The sequence below is a fragment of the Enterobacter sp. BNK-22 genome, assembly GCF_048684805.1.
In the GTDB taxonomy this organism is placed as follows: Bacteria; Pseudomonadota; Gammaproteobacteria; order Enterobacterales; family Enterobacteriaceae; genus Enterobacter; species Enterobacter quasiroggenkampii.
This window is the reverse complement of record NZ_JBLQTT010000001.1, coordinates 515,318-537,084: the sequence shown is the minus strand read 5'-3', so window position 1 is coordinate 537,084 and position 21,767 is coordinate 515,318. Positions and strand designations below refer to the sequence as shown.

The following is a 21,767-nucleotide window of genomic DNA, read 5'->3' as shown; positions in this document are numbered from 1 at the left end:
CATACTATCGGGTAGAGTCGCACACCTGTGGAACAAGGAGACAGAGATGAATAATAAGGGCTCCAGCCTGACCCCGGCTCAGGCGCTGGAAAAACTCGACGCGCTGTATGAACAGTCCGTCAACGCGCTGCGCAGCGCCATCAGCGAATATATCGAAACAGGGAAACTTCCCGACGAAAAGGCCAGAACCGAGGGCCTTTTTGTTTATCCATCGCTCTCTGTGACCTGGGACGGCAGCGCCAGCACAACACCGAAAACCCGTGCCTACGCCCGTTTTACCCACTCCGGCTGCTACAGCACCACCGTCACCCGCCCGGCCCTGTTCCGCCCGTACCTCGAAGAACAACTTACGCTGCTGTATCAGGATTACGGCGCGCACATTCACGTTGAGCCCTCGCAGCATGAAATTCCATACCCCTACGTGATTGACGGTTCGGCGTTAACCCTCGACCGTTCGATGAGCGCGGGGCTAACCCGCCACTTCCCGACGACGGAACTGTCGCAGATTGGCGATGAGACGGCCGATGGGATCTATCACCCGGCAGAATTTTCTCCCCTGTCGCACTTTGATGCTCGCCGGGTCGATTTCTCCCTGGCGCGTCTGCGCCACTACACCGGCACGCCCGTCGAACATTTCCAGCCGTTCGTCCTCTTTACCAACTACACCCGCTACGTTGACGAGTTTGTCCGTTGGGGCTGCAGCCAGATCCTCGACCCGGAAAGCCCGTATATCGCCCTCTCCTGTGCGGGAGGGATCTGGATCACTGCGGAGACCGAAGCGCCCGAGCAGGCCATTTCCGACCTGGCCTGGAAAAAACATCAGATGCCCGCCTGGCACCTGATCACCGCCGACGGTCAGGGCATTACGCTGATTAACATCGGCGTGGGCCCGTCAAATGCCAAGACCATCTGCGACCATCTGGCGGTGCTGCGTCCGGACGTGTGGCTGATGATCGGCCACTGCGGCGGCCTGCGTGAAAGCCAGCTGATTGGCGACTACGTGCTTGCCCACGCCTATCTGCGTGATGACCACGTGCTGGATGCGGTGCTGCCGCCGGATATCCCAATCCCGAGCATCGCCGAAGTGCAGCGTGCGCTGTATGACGCCACCAAAGAGGTTAGCGGCATGCCGGGTGAAGAAGTTAAGCAGCGCCTGCGCACCGGTACGGTCGTCACGACGGATGACCGCAACTGGGAGCTGCGTTACTCCGCCTCCGCGCTGCGGTTCAACCTGAGCCGCGCGGTGGCCATTGATATGGAGAGCGCCACCATTGCCGCGCAGGGGTATCGCTTCCGCGTTCCGTACGGCACGTTGCTGTGCGTCTCCGATAAGCCGCTGCACGGCGAAATTAAGCTGCCCGGCCAGGCCAACCGTTTCTATGAAGGGGCGATATCCGAACATCTGCAAATTGGCATTCGCGCCATTGACCTGCTGCGGGCAGAAGGTGACCGGCTCCATTCCCGCAAGCTGCGCACCTTCAACGAGCCGCCGTTCCGCTAATAACGATAAGGAATAACCATGTCCAGCACATCTCCGCTCTCTGCCCTGCGCCACTGGCTTGAGGCCAGCCATCTCGACGGGATGATCGTCCCGCGTGCGGATGCGTGGCAGAGCGAATACTGCGCGCCCTACGACGAAAAGCTGGCCTGGCTGACGGGCTTTGACGGTTCGGCCGGTGTGGCGCTGGTGCTGAAAAACAAAGCGCTGCTGTTCGTTGACGGGCGCTATCAGGTTCAGGCCCGCGTTCAGGTCAATACGGATGAGGTAGAGATCCGCCACCTGCACAACGAGCCGCTGGCTGAATGGCTGGCGGAAAACGCTGAGGCCGGTACGCGCATCGGTTTTGACCCACTGCTGATGACCCATTCAGAGTTTGAGCAACTGTCTGCCACGCCTTGCGAGCTGGTCCCGCTGAAAGCCTCGCCGTTTGACACCCTATGGACTGACCGCCCTGCCGCACCGGCGGGGCTTATCCGGGAAATGCCGGTTGAATACAGCGGTGAAAGCAGTGCTGATAAACGTCAGCGCGTCGCCGCCGTGCTGGCTGCAAGCAATGCCGATTATCTCGCCGTTACCCTGCCGGATAATATCGCCTGGCTGTTAAACGTCCGCGGCGCGGATATCCCTTACAGCCCCGTACCGCTCTCTTTTGCTCTTCTGGGCCGTGACGGCCACGTTGAGTGGTTTGTTAACGACAGCAAGCTCGGCGCCCTGCCGGAAGACGTGCGCAATGCGTTTACCATTGCGCCGCAGGACGCCTTTGTCGAACGCTGCCAGCAAATTGCTGCAGGAAAACGGGTGATGGTTGATGCCGATTCCGCGCCGGTCGCCCTGCGCTTTGCCATCGAACCCCGGGGAGAGATTGTCTGGCGGACCGACCCCATCACCCTGATGAAAGCCACCAAAAACCCGGTTGAGCTGGCCGGTTATCGCGCGTGTCATCACCAGGACGGCGCCGCCTGGGTCAACTTCCTCGCCTGGCTGAGCCGTGAAGTGCCGCTGCGCGAGGCGGCAGGGAATCCGCTAACAGAGCTGGAAGTCCAGGCGCAGCAGCTGGCGTTCCGTCAACAGCAGCCCGGGTTCATCGAGCAGAGTTTTGCGACCATCTCCGCCTCTTCGAGCAATGCGGCGATGTGCCACTATCATTCGAGCGAGGCCAGCAACAAGCCCATCGGTCATGACCATTTTTACCTTAACGATTCCGGCGGTCAGTACGTGAATGGCACCACCGACGCCACGCGCACGCTGGCATGGGGTAAGGTCGATCCGCAGCAGCGCCTGCACTACACCGCCGTGCTGAGAGGCTTCCTGTCGCTGATTACCCTGCAGTTCCCTTCCGGGACTCAGGGACATCAGCTGGATGCCTTTGCGCGTCGTCCGCTGTGGGAGATGGGACTGGATTACGATCACGGCACGGGACATGGCGTGGGTCATCAGCTTCTTATCCATGAGAACCCGCATCGCATTGCCAAAAAGGTCAACCCGTGGCCGCTGGTGGCGGGCAATATCATGACGATTGAACCGGGATACTATCTGGGCGATAGCCACGGTATTCGTATTGAAAACCAGGTGGAGATTGTGGAGAGCCGTCCGGGGTTCTGCAGGTTTGCCTCGCTGACGCTGATCCCGATCGACTTAAGCCAGGTTGAGCTGCATTTGCTGAGCGAGCAGGAAAAGCAGTGGCTGGATGCGTATCACCAGCAGGTACGCGAGGCGCTGTCACCGCTGGTGAGCAGCGATGCGCGTCCGTGGCTGGTAGAGGCGACGGCGCCGGTTCGTGTGAACGGATAGTGCGGCTTTTGCCCGACGCAGAAAAGCAAAAAGCCTGCTTTAAAAGCAGGCTTTTCAAATTTGGCTCCTCTGACTGGACTCGAACCAGTGACATACGGATTAACAGTCCGCCGTTCTACCGACTGAACTACAGAGGAATCGTGTGAACGGGGCGCATATTATCGATGCGCTCCCGGGATGTCAAAGGCAGAATGCATATTTCCGATCGTTTGACGATTTATTCTCCACTTCGCACAATTGTCAGGCATTTTGTCGCGGATATTTCCACAGCCAGCGCCCGCTGACCATACGCCAGTAGAACAGCCCGCCCCGCACGGCCCAGTCCAGGAACATCCCCAGCCAGACGCCGATCACACCCCATCCAAGCATTACCCCAAGCGTATACCCCGCCACGACGCGACATCCCCACATGCCAAGCATCGACACCCACATCGCAAAGCGGGCGTCGCGTGCCCCCTTCAGCCCGGCAGGCAGTACCCATGAGGCCGCCCAGATAGGCATAAAGGCCGCATTGAGCCAGATGAGGACTTTTACAACCTCTTTAACGTCGTCTTCATGGGTATAGAACGAGGCCATCAGCCCGGCAAACGGCGCGGTTCCCCAGGCAATCACGGTCAGTCCAATGGTCGACAGCCAGAAAACGTGGCGCAGCTGTCGCTCCGCCTGGCCGATCTGCCCTTTCCCAAGCCGTTTCCCGGTGATAATGGTCGATGCAGAGCCCAGCGCGTTACCCGGCAGGTTAATCAGCGAGGCAATGGAGAAGGCGATGAAGTTACCGGCGATCACGTCAGTGCCCATCCCGGCGACAAACATCTGCGTCAGCAATTTCCCGCCGTTAAACAGCACCGATTCAATGCTTGCGGGAATGCCGATCCCCATCACTTCCCAGATAATAGCGAAATTAAAGGGGCGGAAATAGCTCTTCAGCGTGAGGCGCAGCGAGGGGGTGATCCCCGCCATCAGCACGCCGATAATCGCCGCTGCACCGATATAGCGTGAAATGGTTAGCCCCAGTCCTGCACCGACGAAGCCCAGCCCGTCCCACGAGAATACGCCGTAGATCAGCACGCTGCTGATGATAATATTCAGGATATTCATTCCGCCGTTGATCAGCAGCGGAATTTTAGTGTTCCCTGCCCCGCGCAGCGCGCCGCTGCCAATCAGGGCGATGGCCGCCGCCGGATAGCTGATGACGGTCATCTCCAGATAGGTCAGCGCCAGGTCTTTAACCTCGTTCGTGGCCTCCCCGGCGACAAAATCGATGATCTCTTTGCCGAAATAGTGGATCACCGCCGCCAGAACGGCCGAAAAGACAGTCATGATCATCAGCGACTGGCGTGCCGCCTCGCGCGCACGTTTGGGATCCAGCTTGCCGAGGCTAAAGGCCACCACCACCGTCGTGCCGAGGTCAATCGCGGCAAAGAACGAGATCACCACCATGTTAAAGCTGTCCGCCAGACCAACCCCCGCCATCGCCTCTTTTCCCAACCAGCTCACCAGGAAGGTGCTCAGCACCCCCATCAGCAGAACGCAGGTATTTTCCAGGAAGATAGGCACGGCAAGAGGGGTGATTTCACGCCAGAAGAGAACCCGATAGCTTTTACGTTTTGCATACCATGGCGTGCGCGCGATCGCCTGGCGTAAGGAGGCAGTGACGTTCAAAATGGACCTTAGCGAGAAAAGTTGAAACTCCATTTCAAATAATGGGGGAGAAATGCTCATCCTGCAAAGTATTTTCCGGAAAAAGATGTGTGGATTTACAACAAACTGACGACAGAATCAGCAATCAGTCGCTTTTCCCTAAGATCAGGTTTGACAAAAGTTTTTTCGCCGCTAAGATAAGCCTCCACAACGATTCCTCTGTAGTTCAGTCGGTAGAACGGCGGACTGTTAATCCGTATGTCACTGGTTCGAGTCCAGTCAGAGGAGCCAAATTTGAAAAGCCTGCTTTTAAAGCAGGCTTTTTGCTTTGCGGATGAGGGAAAATGAACGCTCTGTTTGTCTACGGCACGCTGCGCCCGGGCCACTCAAATGCGCATATTCTTGAAAACATCGGTGGCGAATGGCTGGCCGGTTTCGTCTCCGGTACGTTCTACGAACGCGGCTGGGGCGCTGCGGCGGACTTCCCGGGGATCGTGCTCCACCCCGATGGCCCCCGCGTCGAAGGCTATCTGTTTATCTCTGATCACCTTACCGCACACTGGTCAATGCTGGATGAGTTTGAAGACGGCTACGATCGGGTTGAGGTCACGGTGACCACCTCTGAAGGCGAGCAGGTTCAAGCCTGGATTTACCAGCTACAGCCGCGTTCTGAACCATAAAAAAAGGCTCTCTGTCACCAGAGAGCCTTTTTCACTATTCGCTGCGATTACTCGCTTTTTGCTTCGCCGTTTTTGATTTCGCCCATCACTTTCAGCTTTTTAGAGATGTCACGACGCTCTTTGGACAGCTCAGCATTTTTGATGATGTAGTCATCAACACGGTCTTCATAGTCGCTCTTCATGCTGGCGATGATGCCCTGAATAGCTTCAACGCTCATGCCTGGCTTGATGTAGTCGCTCAGGTTGTCGAGCAGCAGAACACGTTTCTGGTTGTCACGGATCTTCTTCTCAACGTCCTGGATTTCACGCTGCAGTTTGTTTTTGCGGCGGAACAGGCGGACGAATTCCAGAACATCCTGGAACGAAGGCTTGGTAGTTTCCATTTTTACACCCCTGATAATGTGAGATTCGGATTCGTTAAAGCAACCGTTGTAACAATAACCTTACTGACAGCGGCCGCGAATGACAATGAGTATATCGTTTAAAGCTATCATAACCCCAATTGCTGCTGAATCGAAGCAGCAGGCGTCACATACGCCTTTTATTTGCGCAGCGCCCGGCAAATCAGGTGCGATAACAGCTCAAGCTGCCGCGCCAGTTCCATGCTCAGCCAGACGTAGCCATGAATAGGTGTTTCCGCCACGTTATCGCTCTGGCGCTCATTGATTAACTGCTTCAGTTCCGCGACGATCTCGTTCAGTCGCTCGCTGTTGGCCAGGATCGGCTGCGGGTTACCTTCGTAGAGCGCATGGGCGATAGTCAACAGCGTTTGCTGCGTCATCTGCTGGGTCTCTTTGAGAGTCTGCGCGTTAAGCATCAACAGATGGCTGGGTCGCGTGGCCCAGTGTGCGTTGATTTGCAGTTCAAGCATGCAGACCAGATTGCGGCTCACCGTCTGAATAGCTTCGAAAATTGATTTCTGAATATGGGTTTCTTTGCTGGCTGGCGTGATCAAGCCGCGCATTTTGACCACGTCGTTAAGGATGGTCTGCAGGTGCTTTTCCAGGCGCGGGCGCTCAACCAGATTCGGGGAAAAACCGGCCTTATAGACGCGGTTAAACGCAGTGACGTAGCTGGCCATCTGAATACGCCAGTGCAGAAAAGCGCGCTGCGGCCAGATACCGGTGAAGAGCATCGCCAGCAGTGAACCCAGGATGACATCCCCGCTTCGCCACAGCGCCGTGGTCATATCCCCGGCGGGTGCACCGACCACCACCGCGAGAGTAATACCGATCAGCAGCGCCTGATAAGGCTTTTTACCCAACGCCAGCCAGCCGCACAGGAACATGGCGGCACCGCACCATGCCAGCATGACCGGGAACGAGATGAGCTCCAGCTTCAGGGCAATAAGCCCCAGGGCCGAACCTAACACGGTCCCGCCAATACGCTCCAGAGCGCGCGGGACAACGTTGCCCCAAAACGAGATGGGCCCCATCACCACCACCAGCGTGATCAGCGGCCACGTTCCTTCCGGAACCTCCAGCAAACGCACCAGGACAAACGTCAACACGAACGCCAGCGCGATGCGACACCCGTGCACCACGCGGTAGTGTTTGTACAACCGAATTTCAAAAGGGGTTAATGATTTGTCGGGACGCACACCCGCTCTCCAGCTACACGGCAAAGCACAATTGTACTGTGTTTTCAGCCGGGCGGATCGCTCCCGGCTTAAAAACCCTTCATTTAGCAGGCTTAAACCGTTTTGTGCTCGACGGCGATATACATTTCGATATCCCAGTAGCCGTCCGCATTGCCGTCATTGAGATAGCGCTCGAAGCAGGGTTTGAGCGCCATCTGGTACTTATTGTCCTGCAGCAGGGAATTGAAGAACTGATACCACGGCGTGGCGAAGTCGTAGTTTTCGACGCGCGCCGTCGCCACGGCATAATCCCCGGCCGCGATTTCCGTCATCATTACGCCTTCGCTGTTTTCCGGGATGACGAAATCATCCGGTACCGTCACGGCCGTATCACAGCGCAGTTTTTCTGCCGGGACTTCATCCGGGTTATCGTAATAGACCGCCACCCACTCCAGCGGCTCAATGTGACGCCCGTCGACCCACATGACCAGCTGTTCAAAGCCCTGTTTTACCGTGTGTTCCCACGGGCCGACCAAATGAAAACCGGCAATCTTACGTTTCTGTTGCTGCGTAATGCTGTAGTCCATACTGCCTCCGCTCATCACTGTATATTTATACACTATAAAACGGGATTATGATTATCAGCAAACGAGGAGTGTTTATTATGTGAGCAGACTCGCAACCCTGCCAGTCTGCTCAGCAGCAGTTAAAGCGTGTGATGCAGATAATCGCTCAGACGAGAGAACAGGCCGCCTTTATCAACGGCTTCCAGCGTGACCAGCGGCCAGTGGGCTACCACCTTGTCGCGGTCATAGAGCTGAATCTCCCCGACCCGCTGATGCGCAGCAATCGGCGCTTCCAGTTCTTTTTTATCCAGCACGTACTTGGCTTTGATATTGGGAACCTCTGCTTTCGGCAAGGCCAGCCAGAAGTCCTGATCGGTGCCCAGTTTCACCTGCTCCTTATCGCCGTACCAGATGCGCTCTGTCCCCACTTTTTTACCGCTATGCAGGATCTGCACCGTATCGAAATTCTGCTGCCCCCAGTGCAGCAGTTTCCGGGCCTGGTCTTCGCGCCCTTTCGGGCTATCCGCCCCCATCACCACCGCGATTAAACGGCGCTGGCCGTCTACGGCAGACGCAATCAGGTTAAAACCGGCCCCTGAGGTATGCCCCGTTTTCAACCCGTCCACGTTCATGGTCTTATCCCAGAGCAGGCCGTTACGGTTTTGCTGGGTGATTCCGTTCCAGGTCAGGCTTTTTTCGCTGTACATATGATAAAACTCAGGCTCGCCGTGGATGATGGCCCGGAGAGAACGGCCAGGTCATACGCCGAGCTGTGCTGGCCCGGCGCGTCCAGCCCGTGGACGGTTTCAAAATGCGTATCGCGCAGGTTCAGCTTCTGCACGTAGTCGTTCATCATCTTCACAAACTGCGGCTGCCCGCCCGCCACGTGATCGGCCAGCGCCACGCAGGCGTCGTTGCCAGAATCGACAATCAGGCCGCGGCTCAGATCGCGCACGGAGACGCGATCGCCCTCTTTCAGGAACATCAGCGATGAACCGTCAAACACCGGGTTCCCTTTTGCCCAGGCATCACGTCCTACGGTGACGATGTCATCCGGGGTAATGCGGTGGCTATCAATGGCCCGATCCACTACATAGCCCGTCATCAGCTTGGTCAGGCTCGCCGGATTACGTTGTTGATGTTCGTTGCCCGCCGTTAAAATCTGACCAGTCGTGTAATCCATCAGCACCCAGGAGCCCGCCTGAATGGCCGGAGGCTGCGGCGAAAAATCCAGTGGTTCGGCCGCAAAAGCAGATGAGACACTCGAAGCGAGTAAAGAAACAGCAATAAACAGACGGCGTTTCAACGGTATATCCTCAGGTCATTAAAAATCGATGACCTTTTTACGGGAGTTCTGATGTCGTTACCTGGCTTAATTGCAAAAAAATGTGACAGAACGCAGATTTTTCTCTGAAGCTGGCGCGCAAATTTGCGACGCGGCGGTGCTTTTTATTCGGTCTGACCCGCACGATCGTTTACCATAGTGACGTCATTTTTTAACAGGATGGTATTACTGGTGTCTGACTCTGCCGCTCGCCCGACTTTTTTGTTCCACGATTACGAAACCTTTGGCACGCACCCGGCGCTGGACCGACCGGCGCAGTTTGCCGCCATCCGTACCGACGACGAATTCAACATCATTGGCGAGCCCGAGGTCTTTTACTGCAAGCCTGCGGATGACTATCTGCCGCAGCCCGGCGCGGTCATGGTCACCGGGATCACCCCTCAGGAAGCGCGGGAAAAAGGCGTTAACGAGGCAGAATTCGCCCGACGCATCCACGACTTATTTACCGTCCCCAACACCTGCGTGGTCGGTTATAACAACATCCGCTTCGATGACGAAGTGACGCGCAACATCTTCTATCGTAACTTCTACGATCCCTATGCCTGGAGCTGGCAGAACCGCAATTCTCGCTGGGATTTGCTCGACATCATGCGCGCCTGCTACGCCCTGCGTCCTGAGGGCATTCACTGGCCAGAAAATGAGGAAGGGCTGACCAGCTTCCGGCTGGAACACCTGACGCGCGCCAACGGCATTGAGCACAGCAATGCCCACGACGCGATGGCGGACGTCTATGCCACCATTGCCATGGCGAAGCTGGTGAAAAGCGCACAGCCCCGGCTGTTTGAGTATCTGCTGAGCCATCGCAGCAAGCAGAAGCTTATGACCCTTATCGACGTACCGCAGATGAAACCCCTGGTGCATATTTCCGGCATGTTTGGCGCATGGCGCGGCAATACCAGCTGGGTCGCGCCGCTGGCCTGGCATCCGGACAACCGTAATGCGGTCATCATGGTGGACCTGGCGGGCGATATTTCGCCGCTGCTGGAGCTCGACAGCGATACCCTGCGTGAACGGCTGTACACGCCGAAGAATGAACTCGGCGATCTGCCTGCGGTGCCGGTCAAACTGGTGCATATCAATAAATGTCCGGTCCTGGCGCAGGCGAATACGCTGCGCCCGGAAGATGCAGACAGGCTGGGCATTAACCGCCAGCACTGCCTCGATAATCTCAAAGTGCTGCGTGAAAATCCGCAGGTGCGCGAGAAAGTCGTGGCCATTTTTGCCGAAGCCGAGCCGTTCGTGCCGTCTGAAAACGTGGACGCCCAGCTCTATAACGGTTTCTTCAGTGATGCCGATCGCGCGGCCATGAATATCGTTCTGCAAACCGAGCCGCGCAACTTACCGGCGCTGGATATCACCTTCGCTGATAAGCGCATCGAAAAGCTGATGTTTAATTACCGCGCGCGTAATTACCCGGGAACCCTGGATGAAGCAGAGCAGGAACGCTGGCTGCAGCACCGTCGCAACGTGTTTACGCCAGAGTATCTGCACAACTACGCCCAGGAGCTGGAAATGCTTTATGGCCAGTATGAAGGGAATGCTGAGAAACAGGCACTGCTGAAATCCCTGTACCAGTACGCGCAAGAGATAGTTTGATCGATGGGTATAAAAAAGCCGGAGGCGATGTCTCCGGCTTTTTTTTGCCCGGTGGCGCTGCGCTTACGCGGGCCTACGGGGTATGTAGGTCGGGTAAGGCGTAGCCGCCACCCGACACAGTCTTACGCGACGTCTTCGTACTGAGGAACCGGGTTACGGAAGCTCTTCGTGACGCAGGCCAGGTAAACCAGGCCGATACCCGCCCAAATCAGGCCAAGCACCATCGAGCTCTCTTCCAGGTTAACCCACAGCGCGCCCACGGTCAGGGCACCACACATCGGCAGGAACAGATACTGGAAGTGATCTTTCAGCGTCTTGTTACGCTTTTCACGGATCCAGAACTGAGAGATAACCGACAGGTTAACAAAGGTGAACGCCACCAGCGCACCGAAGTTAATCAGCGCCGTTGCCATCACCAGGTCAAAGTTAATCGCCAGAAGCGCGATCGCACCGACCAGGATAATGTTCATCGCCGGGGTACGCCATGTTGGATGCACGTAGCCGAAGAAGCTTTTCGGGAATACGCCATCGCGGCCCATTACGTACATCAGACGCGCAACGCCTGCATGCGCGGCCATACCGGACGCCAGTACGGTGATGGTGGAGAAGATCAGCGCGCCGACCTGGAACGCTTTACCCGCCACATACAGCATGATTTCCGGCTGAGACGCATCCGGATCCTTGAAGCGAGAGATATCCGGGAAGTACAGCTGCAGGAAATAGGTCGAGAAAATAAAGATCAGACCGCCAATCAGCGCCGTCAGGAAGATGGCACGCGGGATCACGCGCTCTGCATCTTTCGTTTCTTCAGACAGGTTGCTGATCCCGTCAAAACCGGTAAAGGAGAAGCACAGAATGGTTGCCCCGGTAATCATCGGGATCACATGCGCATCACCAGACCAGAACGGTTTGCTGCTCGCCAGGGTGCCCGCGCCTTCGCCGTGGAATACGCCGTAAATAACCATGCCAAGAATCACCGCAATCAGCACAACCTGAAGCACAACGATAACAGAGTTAAAGTTGGCAACGGACTTGATGCTGCGCAGGTTAAAGGCCGTCATAAAGGCCACCAGCGCCACGACGAACATCCACGAGGGAATCGATGGCACCAGCGCTTCAAAATAGATTTTTGCCAGCAGAATGTTGATCATCGGCGCGAACAGATAGTCGAGCAGCGAAGACCAGCCCACCATAAAGCCAACCGTCGGGCTGATGGATTTCTGGGCATAGGTGTAGGCGGAACCCGCAGACGGATAGCGACGCACCAGTTTACCGTAGCTCAGCGCGGTAAAGAGGATCGCAATCAGCGCGAAGCCATAAGCCGTCGGCACATGACCGTCGGTGAGGCCCGATACGATACCGAATGTATCGAACAGCGTCATCGGTTGCATATAGGCCAGGCCCATCATAACAACCGGAATCAACGTAAGCGTTTTACGTAATTCCACGCGAGAGGTGTTTGGAGTTGCGTTATGCGACATAGTTAATCTCCTTTACGGTGATAACCGCCACGTAAGCGAAAAATTGCCCCATTTCTTTCTTCCTCAGCGACAACAACTGTCGGATTTTAGTAAATATCTATCCGGTACGAAGCCCGGCCTCTTGGTTTTTAGTTTCGTTTCGTACATGCAAAAAAAAATAACCGACGCCTTTTATATCGTCGATTATTCATTTGGTTGCAGCGGCCGCATTTTGCCCCACATCGGATACAAAAGGCAATACTTTGCAACGCAGCGGGTAATTTTCTTTTTTCTAACTGGCTGATTTCTCGGCGCTGCCCTGAGCATATACAGCAGCGATAGCACTATTTGCTAAAATTTCGTCCCGCCACCAGGCGCTGGCGAGCCCGGCGGTCTGTTCATTCCAGCCCACCCATACCGATTCATGGCTGTTTTGAGCAAGTACCTGTTTTTCAACAAGCGCACCGCTGTCAATGTACCGCTGTGCCAGATAGCGGGGCAAATAACCGCAGCCCAGCCCGCTGATTTGCAACTCCAGCTTGGTTTTAAAGTCGAAAACGGTGATGGCCTCCTGCTCGTCAAGCAGCTGCGAGGAAACCGCACATTCCGGGCGAGAGCTGTCCCCGACCACGATGGCGCGATAGCCTTTAATCACGCGGCGGTTAAGCGGCTCAGTTTCCTGAGCCAGCGGATGATGGGGCGCTACGGCAAACACCTGCTCCAGCACGCCCAGACGCGCAAAGCCAAACTCACTCAACTGGGGAGGCTCGTGGAGTGCACCGACAAAAATATCCGCCCTGCCCTGGGTTAGGGCATCCCAGGAGCCCCCCAGCACGCCGTTGATAAAGATCAGCCGCGTCACGCTGTGGTGTTGATAGAAGGTCTCAATCAGCGGCGTCAGGAGAGAAAACGGGAAAGTGTCATCCACGCCAATCACCAGCTCGTTTTCCCATCCCTGGTGAAGTTTGACGGCCTGTTTTTCGAGTTCACGAACGGTATGGAGGACTTCACGGCCTTTTTCCAGCAGCATCTGTCCGGTGCGGGTAAAACGGGCGCGATGCCCGGAGCGATCGAGGATCTGGATATTGAGGTCGCTTTCCAGTTTTTGGACGGTATAGCTCAGGGCCGAAGGGGTTTTGTAGAGCTTTGCCGACGCAGCGGCAAAGCTCCCCTCTTTTTCCAGTGCATCCAGAATAATAAGAACATCCAGCAGCGGTTTCATGCTCGCCCCCTTTCGGTGTGCGACGGTCTCCGCTGCGGGATTTATTCCATGGGCATCACCAGCGGATCGGGATACTGATACTCAAACCCCAGCTCATGACAAATGCGATTGCCATCAACAATTTTGCCTTTACTGCCATCCTTTGCCTCACCAAAGACCGGCGGAGCCAGGCCCAGCTGACGTGCCATCAGCGGGTAAAACGTGCTGCGCGACGGATGAGACGGTGCACATATATTATAGATGTGTCCGCCTTTCGGAGCCTGTAAGAGTAGCTCAATCGCGCCAACCACATCATCAAGATGCACAAGATTGACAACATGTTGGCCATCTGGCGCCGACTTCCCGGCAAAAAAGCGTCCCGGATGACGACCCGGGCCTACCAGCCCCGCCAGACGTACGATATCAACCTGGGTGCCGGGAAGATGATGCAGCCAGTCTTCCAGCTCTTTCAGAACCTGACCGCTCGCCGTAACGGGACGGCGCTCGGAAGTCTCTTTTACTACGCCCTCCACCTCACCATACACCGACGTCGAGCTGGTAAAAATAATGCGCGGAACATGATGTGCCAGCGCGCTGTCGACAATCTCCTGCATCGCCTGCAGGTAAAATGATTCGCCCGGGCCGCTGCGCCGCGCGGGTAGCGTAATTACCAGCGCATCGACGTTCATCAGGGTGTCCAGATCGTCCGCATCACACACCAGTTCCGGCGCCAGACGCAGTTCAACGCCATCAATACCGCACATGCGCGCTGCTTCGACCCCATCTCGGGTGGTCTTGCTCCCGGTCACCTGCCAGCCTTTCGCGGCTAATGACATCGCCAGCGGCATTCCCAGCCATCCTAAACCGACAATCGCGACCTTTTTCATGCGAATTCTCCTGACTCTTACTCGTCTTTCATAAGGCTACGCCAGCCCGGCAGAACACACAATTCATAGCATCAATATGAAATGAATTAATGATCAAAAAAAGCCCTTGCAATATGTCGCACAACTGGTTTAGGTTAAAAGACATCAAATGAATAAGCATTCATCGAGAATTTATATGACACGCGTTCAATTTAAACACCACCATCATCACCATCATCCTGACTAGTCTTTCAGGCGATGTGTGCTGGAAGACGTTTGGATCTTCCAGTGGTGCATGAACGCATGAAAAAGCCCCCGGAAGATCTTCTTCCGGGGGCTTTTTTTTGGACCGAATTCAGACAGGTTAAAACAGGTTAACGAGGAATAAAGAATGTTAGATAACTCACGTTTACGCATAGCTATTCAAAAATCAGGCCGTTTGAGTGACGATTCACGCGAACTGCTGGCCCGCTGCGGGATTAAAATTAACCTGCACACCCAGCGCCTGATTGCTCTGGCTGAAAACATGCCCATCGACATTCTGCGCGTGCGTGATGACGATATTCCCGGCCTGGTCATGGATGGCGTCGTTGACCTCGGCATCATCGGCGAAAACGTACTGGAAGAAGAGCTGCTGACCCGCCGCGCGCAGGGCGAAGACCCGCGTTACTTCACCCTGCGTCGTCTGGACTTCGGCGGCTGCCGCCTGTCGCTGGCAACGCCGGTTGATGAAGCGTGGGACGGCCCGGCCGCGCTGAACGGCAAACGTATTGCCACCTCCTACCCTCACCTGTTAAAGCGCTATCTGGATCAGAAAGGCGTGCAGTTTAAATCCTGTCTGCTGAACGGTTCTGTTGAAGTGGCGCCGCGTGCGGGTCTCGCGGACGCCATCTGTGACCTGGTCTCTACCGGCGCGACGCTGGAAGCGAACGGTCTGCGCGAAGTGGAGGTGATCTACCGCTCCAAAGCGTGCCTGATTCAGCGTGACGGCGAGATGGCCGACGCTAAGCAGCAGCTGATCGACAAACTGCTGACCCGTATTCAGGGCGTGATTCAGGCGCGTGAATCCAAATACATCATGATGCACGCCCCAACCGAGCGTCTGGATGAAGTCATTGCCCTGCTGCCGGGCGCCGAGCGCCCAACCATCCTGCCGCTGGCGGGCGATCAGCAGCGCGTGGCGATGCACATGGTGAGCAGCGAAACCCTGTTCTGGGAAACCATGGAAAAACTGAAGGCGCTGGGCGCAAGCTCCATCCTGGTGCTGCCGATTGAGAAGATGATGGAGTAATGGCCATGAGCTTTAACACAATCATCGACTGGAATACCTGTAGCGACGCACAGCAGCGCGAGCTGCTGATGCGCCCGGCGATTTCCGCCTCTGAAAGCATCTCGCGCACCGTGGCGGAGATCCTGGATAACGTCAAAGCCCGCGGCGATGACGCGCTGCGTGAATACAGTGCAAAGTTTGATAAGACGGAAGTTGGCGCATTACAGGTTACCGAGCAGGAAATGACTGATGCCAGCAATCGTCTGGGAGATGACATCAAGCAGGCGATGGCCGTTGCGGTGAAAAACATTGATACTTTCCACACCGCGCAAAAGCTGCAGACCGTGGATGTCGAAACCCTGCCCGGCGTGCGTTGCCAGCAGGTAACCCGCCCGGTTGCGTCGGTCGGCCTCTATATTCCTGGCGGCTCTGCCCCGCTTTTCTCCACCGTACTGATGCTGGCGACACCCGCGCGCATTGCCGGGTGTCAGAAAGTGGTGCTGTGCTCGCCGCCACCGATAGCCGACGAGATCCTGTATGCGGCGAAGCTGTGCGGCGTGCAGGCGGTCTATAAAGTGGGTGGCGCGCAGGGGATATCCGCCCTGGCATTCGGCACGGAATCCATCCCCAAGGTCGACAAAATCTTTGGCCCGGGCAATGCGTATGTGACCGAGGCTAAGCGTCAGGTCAGCCAGCGTCTGGACGGCGCGGCCATCGATATGCCTGCCGGCCCGTCTGAAGTGCTGGTGATTGCCGACAGCGGCGCCACGCCGGATTTCGTCGCGTCTGACCTGCTTTCCCAGGCGGAACACGGCCCGGATTCGCAGGTCATCCTGCTGACGCCGGATGCCGATATGGCGAAACGCGTGGGCGAAGCCGTGGAGCGTCAGCTTGCCGACCTGCCCCGCGCCGACACGGCACGCCAGGCGTTAGCGGCCAGCCGCCTGATTGTGGCGCGCGATCTTGAGCAGTGCATTGCCATTTCTAACCAGTACGGCCCGGAGCACCTGATTATTCAGACCCGCAACGCGCGCGATCTGGTCGACAGCATTACCAGCGCGGGCTCGGTGTTCCTCGGCGACTGGTCCCCGGAGTCCGCAGGCGATTACGCCTCCGGCACCAACCACGTGCTGCCAACGTATGGCTATACCTCAACCTGTTCCAGCCTGGGACTGGCGGATTTCCAGAAACGCATGACCGTGCAGGAACTCTCCCGCGAAGGGTTTGCCTCACTAGCGTCCACCATTGAAACCCTGGCCGCCGCCGAGCGCCTGACCGCCCACAAAAATGCCGTTACGCTGCGCGTTGCAGCCCTGAAGGAGCAAGCATGAACATTGAAGAATTAGCCCGCGAAAATGTCCGTCGCCTGACGCCCTATCAGTCTGCGCGTCGTCTGGGCGGTAAAGGGGATGTCTGGCTGAACGCCAACGAATATCCAACGGCGGTGCAGTTTGAGCTGTCGCAGCAAACGCTGAACCGTTATCCGGAGTGTCAGCCGAAGGCGGTAATCGAAAACTACGCCCAGTACGCGGGCGTGAAGCCAGAGCAGGTGCTGGTCAGCCGCGGCGCGGATGAGGGCATTGAGCTGCTGATCCGCGCGTTCTGCGAGCCGGGCAAAGACGCCGTCATGTACTGCCAGCCGACCTACGGCATGTACAGCGTCAGCGCGGAAACCTTTGGGGTGGCGTGCCGCAACGTGCTCTCCCTGGAGAACTGGCAGCTGGATCTGCAGGGCATTGCCGACAATCTTGAAGGCGTAAAAGTCGTCTTTGTCTGTAGCCCGAACAACCCGACCGGGCAGATTATTAACCCACAGGATATCCGAACCCTGCTGGAGATGACGCGCGGAAAAGCCCTGGTGGTGGCCGACGAAGCCTACATCGAGTTCTGCCCGCAGGCGACGCTGGCAGGCTGGCTGGAAGAGTATCCGCACCTGGTGGTGCTGCGTACGCTGTCGAAGGCTTTCGCCCTCGCGGGTCTGCGCTGCGGATTCACCCTGGCAAATAAAGAGGTCATCGACCTGCTGCTGAAGGTGATCGCTCCGTACCCCCTCTCGACGCCGGTTGCCGATATTGCGGCACAGGCGCTGACGCCTCAGGGGATTAACGCCATGCGCGAGCGCGTGGCGCAAATCCTGGAGGAACGTCAGTACCTGGTGACCGCCCTGAAGGATATCCCGTGCGTGGAGCAGGTATTCGACTCGGAAACCAACTACATCCTGGTGCGCTTTACCGCCTCCAGCGCCGTATTTAAATCTTTGTGGGATCAGGGCATTATCTTACGAGACCAGAATAAACAACCTTCTCTGAGCGGATGCCTGCGCATTACCGTCGGCACCCGCGCAGAGAGCCAGCGCGTCATTGACGCCCTGAAAGCGGAGAAAGTATGACCCAGAAGATCCTTTTCATCGATCGTGACGGCACCCTTATTTCGGAGCCACCAGCTGATTTTCAGGTCGACCGATTCGACAAGCTGGCGTTTGAACCTGACGTGATCCCGGTGCTGCTCAAGCTGCAAAAAGCCGGATACAAGCTGGTGATGATCACCAACCAGGACGGTCTGGGTACCGACAGCTTCCCGCAGGCAGACTTTGACGGCCCGCATAATTTAATGATGCAGGTGCTGACCTCTCAGGGCGTGGTGTTTGATGAAGTGCTGATTTGCCCGCACATGCCAGCCGACGAGTGCGACTGCCGTAAGCCAAAGGTGAAGCTGGTCGAGGGCTATCTGGCAGAGGATGTGCTGGATAAGGCTAACAGCTATGTCATCGGCGATCGCATCACTGATATTACGCTCGCGGAAAACATGGGCATCGCAGGGCTTCGCTACGACCGTAACAACCTTAACTGGGCGATGATTGGCGAACAACTGACAAAACGTGACCGCTACTCGCACGTTGAACGTAACACCAAAGAGACGCAGATTGATGTGAAGGTCTGGCTGGACCGCGAAGGCGGCAGCAAGATCCACACCGGCGTGGGTTTCTTCGACCACATGCTGGATCAGATTGCCACCCACGGCGGTTTCCGCATGGAGATCACGGTAAAAGGCGATCTTTATATTGACGATCACCATACCGTGGAAGATACCGGCCTGGCGCTGGGTGAAGCCCTCAAGCTGGCGCTCGGTGATAAACGCGGCATCAACCGTTTTGGCTTTGTCCTGCCGATGGACGAGTGTCTGGCGCGCTGTGCGATGGATATCTCCGGACGTCCGCACCTGGAATATAAAGCAGACTTCAATTACCAGCGCGTGGGCGATCTGAGCACCGAAATGGTGGAGCACTTCTTCCGTTCATTGTCCTACACCATGGGCCTGACGCTGCACCTTAAGACCAAAGGCAAGAACGACCACCACCGCGTAGAGAGTCTCTTCAAGGCCTTCGGCCGCACGCTGCGCCAGGCAATCCGCGTGGAAGGTGACGCCCTGCCCTCATCAAAAGGAGTCCTGTAATGAACGTGGTGATTCTGGATACCGGATGCGCCAACCTGAACTCCGTAAAGTCGGCGATTGCACGCCACGGCTACGAGCCGGTGGTCAGCCGTGACCCGGACGTGGTGCTGCGTGCCGATAAGTTATTCCTGCCGGGCGTGGGCACTGCGCAGGCGGCGATGGATCAGATCCACGCGCGCGAGTTGGTCGATCTGATCAAGGCTTGTACTCAGCCGGTGCTGGGGATTTGCCTGGGCATGCAGATTCTTGGCCGCCGCAGCGAAGAGAATAACGGCGTTGACCTGCTGGGCATTATCGACGAAGACGTGCCGAAGATGACCGACCACGGTCTGCCTCTGCCGCATATGGGCTGGAACCGCGTGTACGCCAAAGCGGGCGACAGGCTTTTTCGCGGCATTGAAGACGGCGCGTATTTTTACTTCGTACACAGCTACGCCATGCCGGTGAACGCGAATACGATCGCCCAGTGCACTTACGGCGAGGCGTTTACCGCAGCCGTGCAGAAAGACAATTTCTTCGGCGTACAGTTTCACCCGGAGCGCTCAGGCGCCGCGGGCGCGCAGCTGCTGAAAAACTTCCTGGAGATGTGATGATTATTCCCGCGTTAGATTTAATTGACGGCACGGTTGTCCGTCTTCATCAGGGCGATTACGGGCAGCAGCGAGACTACGGAAACGATCCGCTGCCGCGTCTGCAGGATTATGCCGCCCAGGGGGCTCAGGTGCTACATCTGGTCGATTTAACGGGTGCGAAAGACCCGGCAAAACGCCAGATCCCTCTGCTGAAAAATCTGGTTGCCGGTGTTGATGTGCCGGTACAGGTGGGCGGCGGCGTACGTACAGAAGATGACGTTGCGGCACTGCTGGACGCGGGCGTAGCGCGCGTGGTGGTCGGTTCAACCGCGGTGAAAGAGCCTGAGATCGTAAAAGGCTGGTTCCGCCGCTTTGGCGCCGACGCGCTGGTACTGGCGCTGGACGTGCGCATTGATGAACAAGGTAATAAGCAGGTGGCGGTCAGCGGCTGGCAGGAAAACTCCGGCGTGATGCTGGAGGCGCTGGTCGAGATGTATCTCCCCGTTGGCCTGAAGCACGTGCTGTGCACGGATATCTCCCGTGACGGCACGCTGGCGGGCTCCAACGTCTCGCTGTATGAAGAGATCTGCGCGCGTTATCCGCAGGTGGCGTTCCAGTCTTCGGGCGGAATTGGTGATTTAAACGATATTGCCGCGCTGCGCGGAACGGGCGTACAGGGCGTGATTGTGGGCCGAGCCCTGCTGGAAGGTAAATTTACGGTGACGGAGGCGATTCAATGCTGGCAAAACGGATAATCCCTTGCCTGGACGTACGTGACGGCCAGGTCGTGAAAGGCGTGCAGTTCCGCAACCACGAGATCATTGGCGACATCGTTCCGCTGGCAAAACGCTATGCTGATGAAGGCGCAGACGAGCTGGTGTTCTACGATATTACCGCGTCCAGCGATGGCCGCGTAGTCGACAAAAGCTGGGTAGCTCGCGTGGCGGAAGTGATCGATATTCCGTTCTGCGTGGCGGGCGGGATTAAATCCGCTGACGATGCGGCCCAAATTCTCTCGTTTGGTGCCGACAAGATTTCCATCAACTCCCCTGCCCTGGCCGACCCGGAGTTGATTACTCGCCTCGCCGATCGTTTTGGCGTGCAGTGTATTGTGGTTGGGATCGACACCTGGTATGACGCCGCAACGGGCAAGTACCACGTCAATCAATATACGGGTGACGAAAGCCGCACGCGCGTAACACAGTGGGAAACGCTCGACTGGGTGCAGGAAGTGCAGAAACGTGGCGCGGGCGAGATTGTGCTGAACATGATGAACCAGGATGGCGTGCGTAACGGGTATGACCTTGAGCAGCTGAAAAAAGTCCGTGCAGTCTGCCACGTTCCGCTGATTGCCTCCGGCGGCGCGGGCACCATGGAACATTTCCTCGAAGCCTTCCGCGATGCTAACGTGGACGGCGCGCTGGCCGCTTCCGTGTTCCACAAACAGATTATTAATATTGGTGAGTTAAAAACGTACCTGGCCGACCAGGGCGTGGAGATCAGGGTATGTTAACAGAGCAACAACAGGCACAGCTGGACTGGGAAAAAACCGATGGATTACTGCCGGTGGTTGTCCAGCATGCCGTTTCAGGCGAAGTGCTGATGCTGGGCTATATGAACCAGGACGCGCTGGCGAAAACGATCGAAAGCGGCAAAGTGACGTTTTACTCCCGCACGAAACAGCGTCTGTGGACCAAAGGGGAAACCTCGGGTCATTTCCTGAACGTGGTCAGCATTACGCCTGACTGCGATAACGATACCCTGCTGGTGCTGGCAAACCCAATCGGTCCGACCTGCCATAAGGGCACCAGCAGCTGCTTCGGCGAGGCGAGTCATCAGTGGCTGTTCCTGTATCAACTGGAGCAACTGCTGGCAGAACGTAAAACGGCAGATCCTGAGAGTTCTTATACTGCGAAGCTGTACGCCAGCGGCACCAAGCGAATTGCGCAGAAGGTGGGTGAAGAAGGCGTTGAGACTGCGCTGGCCGCGACCGTGCATGACCGCGAGGAGCTGACGAATGAAGCCTCTGATTTGATGTATCACCTGCTGGTGCTCCTGCAGGATCAGGCGCTGGATTTGACGGCGGTGATTGAGAATTTACGTAAAAGACATAAATAAACATCCTACCAGGGGAGCGCTCGCTCCCCTTTTCCTGTAATAAAGCAGTTATCATTCCTTCCGTGAGCGGGTATCATCAGCCGATAGTGTAAACGCACGATTTTATGCGTTAAGAGTTACTCATTTAA

Annotated in this window: 21 protein-coding genes, 2 tRNA genes, 1 pseudogene and 1 other annotated feature; of the genes and pseudogenes, 14 read left to right on the top strand and 10 right to left on the bottom strand. The window is 56.7% G+C overall.

The annotated features are described in order from the left end of the window. The first annotated feature begins 46 nt into the window (after positions 1 to 46). Together ACMGGE_RS02410 and ACMGGE_RS02405 are read left to right on the top strand one after the other, a co-directional pair. Complete coding sequence (locus ACMGGE_RS02410; RefSeq protein ID WP_045908120.1) at positions 47 to 1,501, top strand: AMP nucleosidase; 1,455 nt, start codon at positions 47 to 49, stop codon at positions 1,499 to 1,501. 18 nt (positions 1,502 to 1,519) lie between these two features. Continuing rightward, positions 1,520 to 3,292 carry an aminopeptidase P family protein gene (locus ACMGGE_RS02405; protein WP_420293316.1) on the top strand — a complete coding sequence of 591 codons (1,773 nt, stop codon included), beginning with the start codon at positions 1,520 to 1,522 and terminating at the stop codon, positions 3,290 to 3,292. A 61-nt stretch (positions 3,293 to 3,353) separates the two neighbouring features. Here ACMGGE_RS02405 and ACMGGE_RS02400 read toward each other — a convergent pair. Together ACMGGE_RS02400 and emmdR are read right to left on the bottom strand one after the other, a co-directional pair. After that, positions 3,354 to 3,429: transfer RNA gene (locus tag ACMGGE_RS02400), tRNA-Asn, on the bottom strand. 103 nt (positions 3,430 to 3,532) lie between these two features. Next, positions 3,533 to 4,987, bottom strand: a complete 1,455-nt coding sequence (emmdR, locus tag ACMGGE_RS02395; RefSeq protein ID WP_139125340.1) for a multidrug efflux MATE transporter EmmdR — start codon at positions 4,985 to 4,987, stop codon at positions 3,533 to 3,535. A gap of 161 nt (positions 4,988 to 5,148) precedes the next feature. Here emmdR and ACMGGE_RS02390 point away from each other — a divergent pair. Further along, positions 5,149 to 5,224, top strand: a tRNA-Asn gene (locus ACMGGE_RS02390). 53 nt (positions 5,225 to 5,277) lie between these two features. Continuing rightward, positions 5,278 to 5,613, top strand: coding sequence for a gamma-glutamylcyclotransferase family protein (locus tag ACMGGE_RS02385; RefSeq protein WP_325819128.1), 336 nt, complete (start codon positions 5,278 to 5,280; stop codon positions 5,611 to 5,613). Positions 5,614 to 5,660: 47 nt separating this feature from the next. Here ACMGGE_RS02385 and ACMGGE_RS02380 read toward each other — a convergent pair whose 3' ends face one another. The 4 genes and pseudogenes from ACMGGE_RS02380 to dacD all read right to left on the bottom strand — a co-directional run bounded on the left by ACMGGE_RS02380 (position 5,661) and on the right by dacD (position 9,064). Further along, positions 5,661 to 5,996 (bottom strand): DUF496 family protein, encoded by a 336-nt coding sequence (locus ACMGGE_RS02380; RefSeq protein WP_008499467.1) that lies wholly within the window; start codon positions 5,994 to 5,996, stop codon positions 5,661 to 5,663. A gap of 158 nt (positions 5,997 to 6,154) precedes the next feature. Then, the gene (locus ACMGGE_RS02375; protein ID WP_325819127.1) at positions 6,155 to 7,213 is read right to left on the bottom strand and encodes an FUSC family protein; all 1,059 of its coding nucleotides are present in this window, start codon (positions 7,211 to 7,213) and stop codon (positions 6,155 to 6,157) included. A gap of 92 nt (positions 7,214 to 7,305) precedes the next feature. Next, positions 7,306 to 7,779, bottom strand: coding sequence for a DNA gyrase inhibitor SbmC (gene sbmC, locus ACMGGE_RS02370; RefSeq protein WP_045908596.1), 474 nt, complete (start codon positions 7,777 to 7,779; stop codon positions 7,306 to 7,308). A 119-nt stretch (positions 7,780 to 7,898) separates the two neighbouring features. Further along, positions 7,899 to 9,064, bottom strand: a pseudogene (gene dacD / locus ACMGGE_RS02365) (serine-type D-Ala-D-Ala carboxypeptidase DacD). 198 nt (positions 9,065 to 9,262) lie between these two features. On the opposite strand from dacD, the gene sbcB reads away from it, so the two are divergent. After that, a complete protein-coding gene (sbcB, locus tag ACMGGE_RS02360) occupies positions 9,263 to 10,699 on the top strand; it encodes an exodeoxyribonuclease I (protein WP_370974986.1) in 1,437 nt (478 codons plus the stop codon). Positions 10,700 to 10,821: 122 nt separating this feature from the next. On the opposite strand, the gene plaP is transcribed toward sbcB, so the two are convergent. The 4 genes from plaP to ACMGGE_RS02340 form a co-directional block, all read right to left on the bottom strand. Continuing rightward, entirely contained in the window at positions 10,822 to 12,180 is a 1,359-nt protein-coding gene (gene plaP, locus ACMGGE_RS02355; RefSeq protein ID WP_008499462.1) for a putrescine/proton symporter PlaP, read from the bottom strand. Then, complete coding sequence (yoeI, locus tag ACMGGE_RS02350; protein ID WP_100245854.1) at positions 12,170 to 12,232, bottom strand: membrane protein YoeI; 63 nt, start codon at positions 12,230 to 12,232, stop codon at positions 12,170 to 12,172. The genes plaP and yoeI overlap by 11 nt, the downstream gene beginning before the upstream one ends. 219 nt (positions 12,233 to 12,451) lie before the next feature. After that, complete coding sequence (locus ACMGGE_RS02345) at positions 12,452 to 13,381, bottom strand: LysR substrate-binding domain-containing protein (RefSeq protein ID WP_420293315.1); 930 nt, start codon at positions 13,379 to 13,381, stop codon at positions 12,452 to 12,454. A 41-nt stretch (positions 13,382 to 13,422) separates the two neighbouring features. Then, positions 13,423 to 14,247 carry an SDR family oxidoreductase gene (locus ACMGGE_RS02340; protein ID WP_420293314.1) on the bottom strand — a complete coding sequence of 275 codons (825 nt, stop codon included), beginning with the start codon at positions 14,245 to 14,247 and terminating at the stop codon, positions 13,423 to 13,425. Between the two features lie 175 nt (positions 14,248 to 14,422). Here ACMGGE_RS02340 and hisL point away from each other — a divergent pair, with 175 nt between their 5' ends. The 9 genes from hisL to hisIE all read left to right on the top strand — a co-directional run bounded on the left by hisL (position 14,423) and on the right by hisIE (position 21,639). Then, a complete protein-coding gene (gene hisL / locus ACMGGE_RS02335; RefSeq protein WP_001364200.1) occupies positions 14,423 to 14,473 on the top strand; it encodes a his operon leader peptide in 51 nt (16 codons plus the stop codon). Then, positions 14,449 to 14,572: a sequence feature (His leader region), on the top strand. It overlaps the preceding gene by 25 nt. A gap of 45 nt (positions 14,573 to 14,617) precedes the next feature. After that, positions 14,618 to 15,517: an ATP phosphoribosyltransferase gene (hisG, locus tag ACMGGE_RS02330; RefSeq protein ID WP_000886595.1), complete on the top strand. Its 900-nt coding sequence runs from the start codon at positions 14,618 to 14,620 to the stop codon at positions 15,515 to 15,517. A 5-nt stretch (positions 15,518 to 15,522) separates the two neighbouring features. Beyond that, the gene (gene hisD / locus ACMGGE_RS02325) at positions 15,523 to 16,827 is read left to right on the top strand and encodes a histidinol dehydrogenase (protein WP_420293313.1); all 1,305 of its coding nucleotides are present in this window, start codon (positions 15,523 to 15,525) and stop codon (positions 16,825 to 16,827) included. Beyond that, positions 16,824 to 17,885, top strand: a complete 1,062-nt coding sequence (hisC, locus tag ACMGGE_RS02320) for a histidinol-phosphate transaminase (RefSeq protein WP_023325608.1) — start codon at positions 16,824 to 16,826, stop codon at positions 17,883 to 17,885. The genes hisD and hisC overlap by 4 nt, the downstream gene beginning before the upstream one ends. Further along, positions 17,882 to 18,949, top strand: a complete 1,068-nt coding sequence (hisB, locus tag ACMGGE_RS02315; RefSeq protein WP_045908600.1) for a bifunctional histidinol-phosphatase/imidazoleglycerol-phosphate dehydratase HisB — start codon at positions 17,882 to 17,884, stop codon at positions 18,947 to 18,949. Before hisC ends, hisB begins: the two co-directional genes overlap by 4 nt. Further along, the gene (hisH, locus tag ACMGGE_RS02310) at positions 18,949 to 19,539 is read left to right on the top strand and encodes an imidazole glycerol phosphate synthase subunit HisH (RefSeq protein ID WP_045908601.1); all 591 of its coding nucleotides are present in this window, start codon (positions 18,949 to 18,951) and stop codon (positions 19,537 to 19,539) included. The genes hisB and hisH overlap by 1 nt, the downstream gene beginning before the upstream one ends. Beyond that, entirely contained in the window at positions 19,539 to 20,276 is a 738-nt protein-coding gene (gene hisA / locus ACMGGE_RS02305) for a 1-(5-phosphoribosyl)-5-[(5-phosphoribosylamino)methylideneamino]imidazole-4-carboxamide isomerase (RefSeq protein WP_229226115.1), read from the top strand. The genes hisH and hisA overlap by 1 nt, the downstream gene beginning before the upstream one ends. Further along, positions 20,258 to 21,034 (top strand): imidazole glycerol phosphate synthase subunit HisF, encoded by a 777-nt coding sequence (hisF, locus tag ACMGGE_RS02300; protein WP_048029350.1) that lies wholly within the window; start codon positions 20,258 to 20,260, stop codon positions 21,032 to 21,034. Before hisA ends, hisF begins: the two co-directional genes overlap by 19 nt. Then, positions 21,028 to 21,639, top strand: coding sequence for a bifunctional phosphoribosyl-AMP cyclohydrolase/phosphoribosyl-ATP diphosphatase HisIE (hisIE, locus tag ACMGGE_RS02295; protein ID WP_048029349.1), 612 nt, complete (start codon positions 21,028 to 21,030; stop codon positions 21,637 to 21,639). Before hisF ends, hisIE begins: the two co-directional genes overlap by 7 nt. The last annotated feature ends 128 nt before the right edge of the window (positions 21,640 to 21,767 follow it).

Coding starts and splice junctions, on each gene's coding strand:
- ACMGGE_RS02410 (WP_045908120.1), top strand. CDS start 47: ATGAATAATAAGGGCTCCAGCCTGACCCCGGCTCAGGCGCTGGAAAAA.
- ACMGGE_RS02405 (WP_420293316.1), top strand. CDS start 1,520: ATGTCCAGCACATCTCCGCTCTCTGCCCTGCGCCACTGGCTTGAGGCC.
- emmdR (WP_139125340.1), bottom strand. CDS start 4,987: ATGGAGTTTCAACTTTTCTCGCTAAGGTCCATTTTGAACGTCACTGCC.
- ACMGGE_RS02385 (WP_325819128.1), top strand. CDS start 5,278: ATGAACGCTCTGTTTGTCTACGGCACGCTGCGCCCGGGCCACTCAAAT.
- ACMGGE_RS02380 (WP_008499467.1), bottom strand. CDS start 5,996: ATGGAAACTACCAAGCCTTCGTTCCAGGATGTTCTGGAATTCGTCCGC.
- sbmC (WP_045908596.1), bottom strand. CDS start 7,779: ATGGACTACAGCATTACGCAGCAACAGAAACGTAAGATTGCCGGTTTT.
- sbcB (WP_370974986.1), top strand. CDS start 9,263: ATGGTATTACTGGTGTCTGACTCTGCCGCTCGCCCGACTTTTTTGTTC.
- plaP (WP_008499462.1), bottom strand. CDS start 12,180: ATGTCGCATAACGCAACTCCAAACACCTCTCGCGTGGAATTACGTAAA.
- ACMGGE_RS02345 (WP_420293315.1), bottom strand. CDS start 13,381: ATGAAACCGCTGCTGGATGTTCTTATTATTCTGGATGCACTGGAAAAA.
- ACMGGE_RS02340 (WP_420293314.1), bottom strand. CDS start 14,247: ATGAAAAAGGTCGCGATTGTCGGTTTAGGATGGCTGGGAATGCCGCTG.
- hisG (WP_000886595.1), top strand. CDS start 14,618: ATGTTAGATAACTCACGTTTACGCATAGCTATTCAAAAATCAGGCCGT.
- hisD (WP_420293313.1), top strand. CDS start 15,523: ATGAGCTTTAACACAATCATCGACTGGAATACCTGTAGCGACGCACAG.
- hisC (WP_023325608.1), top strand. CDS start 16,824: ATGAACATTGAAGAATTAGCCCGCGAAAATGTCCGTCGCCTGACGCCC.
- hisB (WP_045908600.1), top strand. CDS start 17,882: ATGACCCAGAAGATCCTTTTCATCGATCGTGACGGCACCCTTATTTCG.
- hisH (WP_045908601.1), top strand. CDS start 18,949: ATGAACGTGGTGATTCTGGATACCGGATGCGCCAACCTGAACTCCGTA.
- hisA (WP_229226115.1), top strand. CDS start 19,539: ATGATTATTCCCGCGTTAGATTTAATTGACGGCACGGTTGTCCGTCTT.
- hisF (WP_048029350.1), top strand. CDS start 20,258: ATGCTGGCAAAACGGATAATCCCTTGCCTGGACGTACGTGACGGCCAG.
- hisIE (WP_048029349.1), top strand. CDS start 21,028: ATGTTAACAGAGCAACAACAGGCACAGCTGGACTGGGAAAAAACCGAT.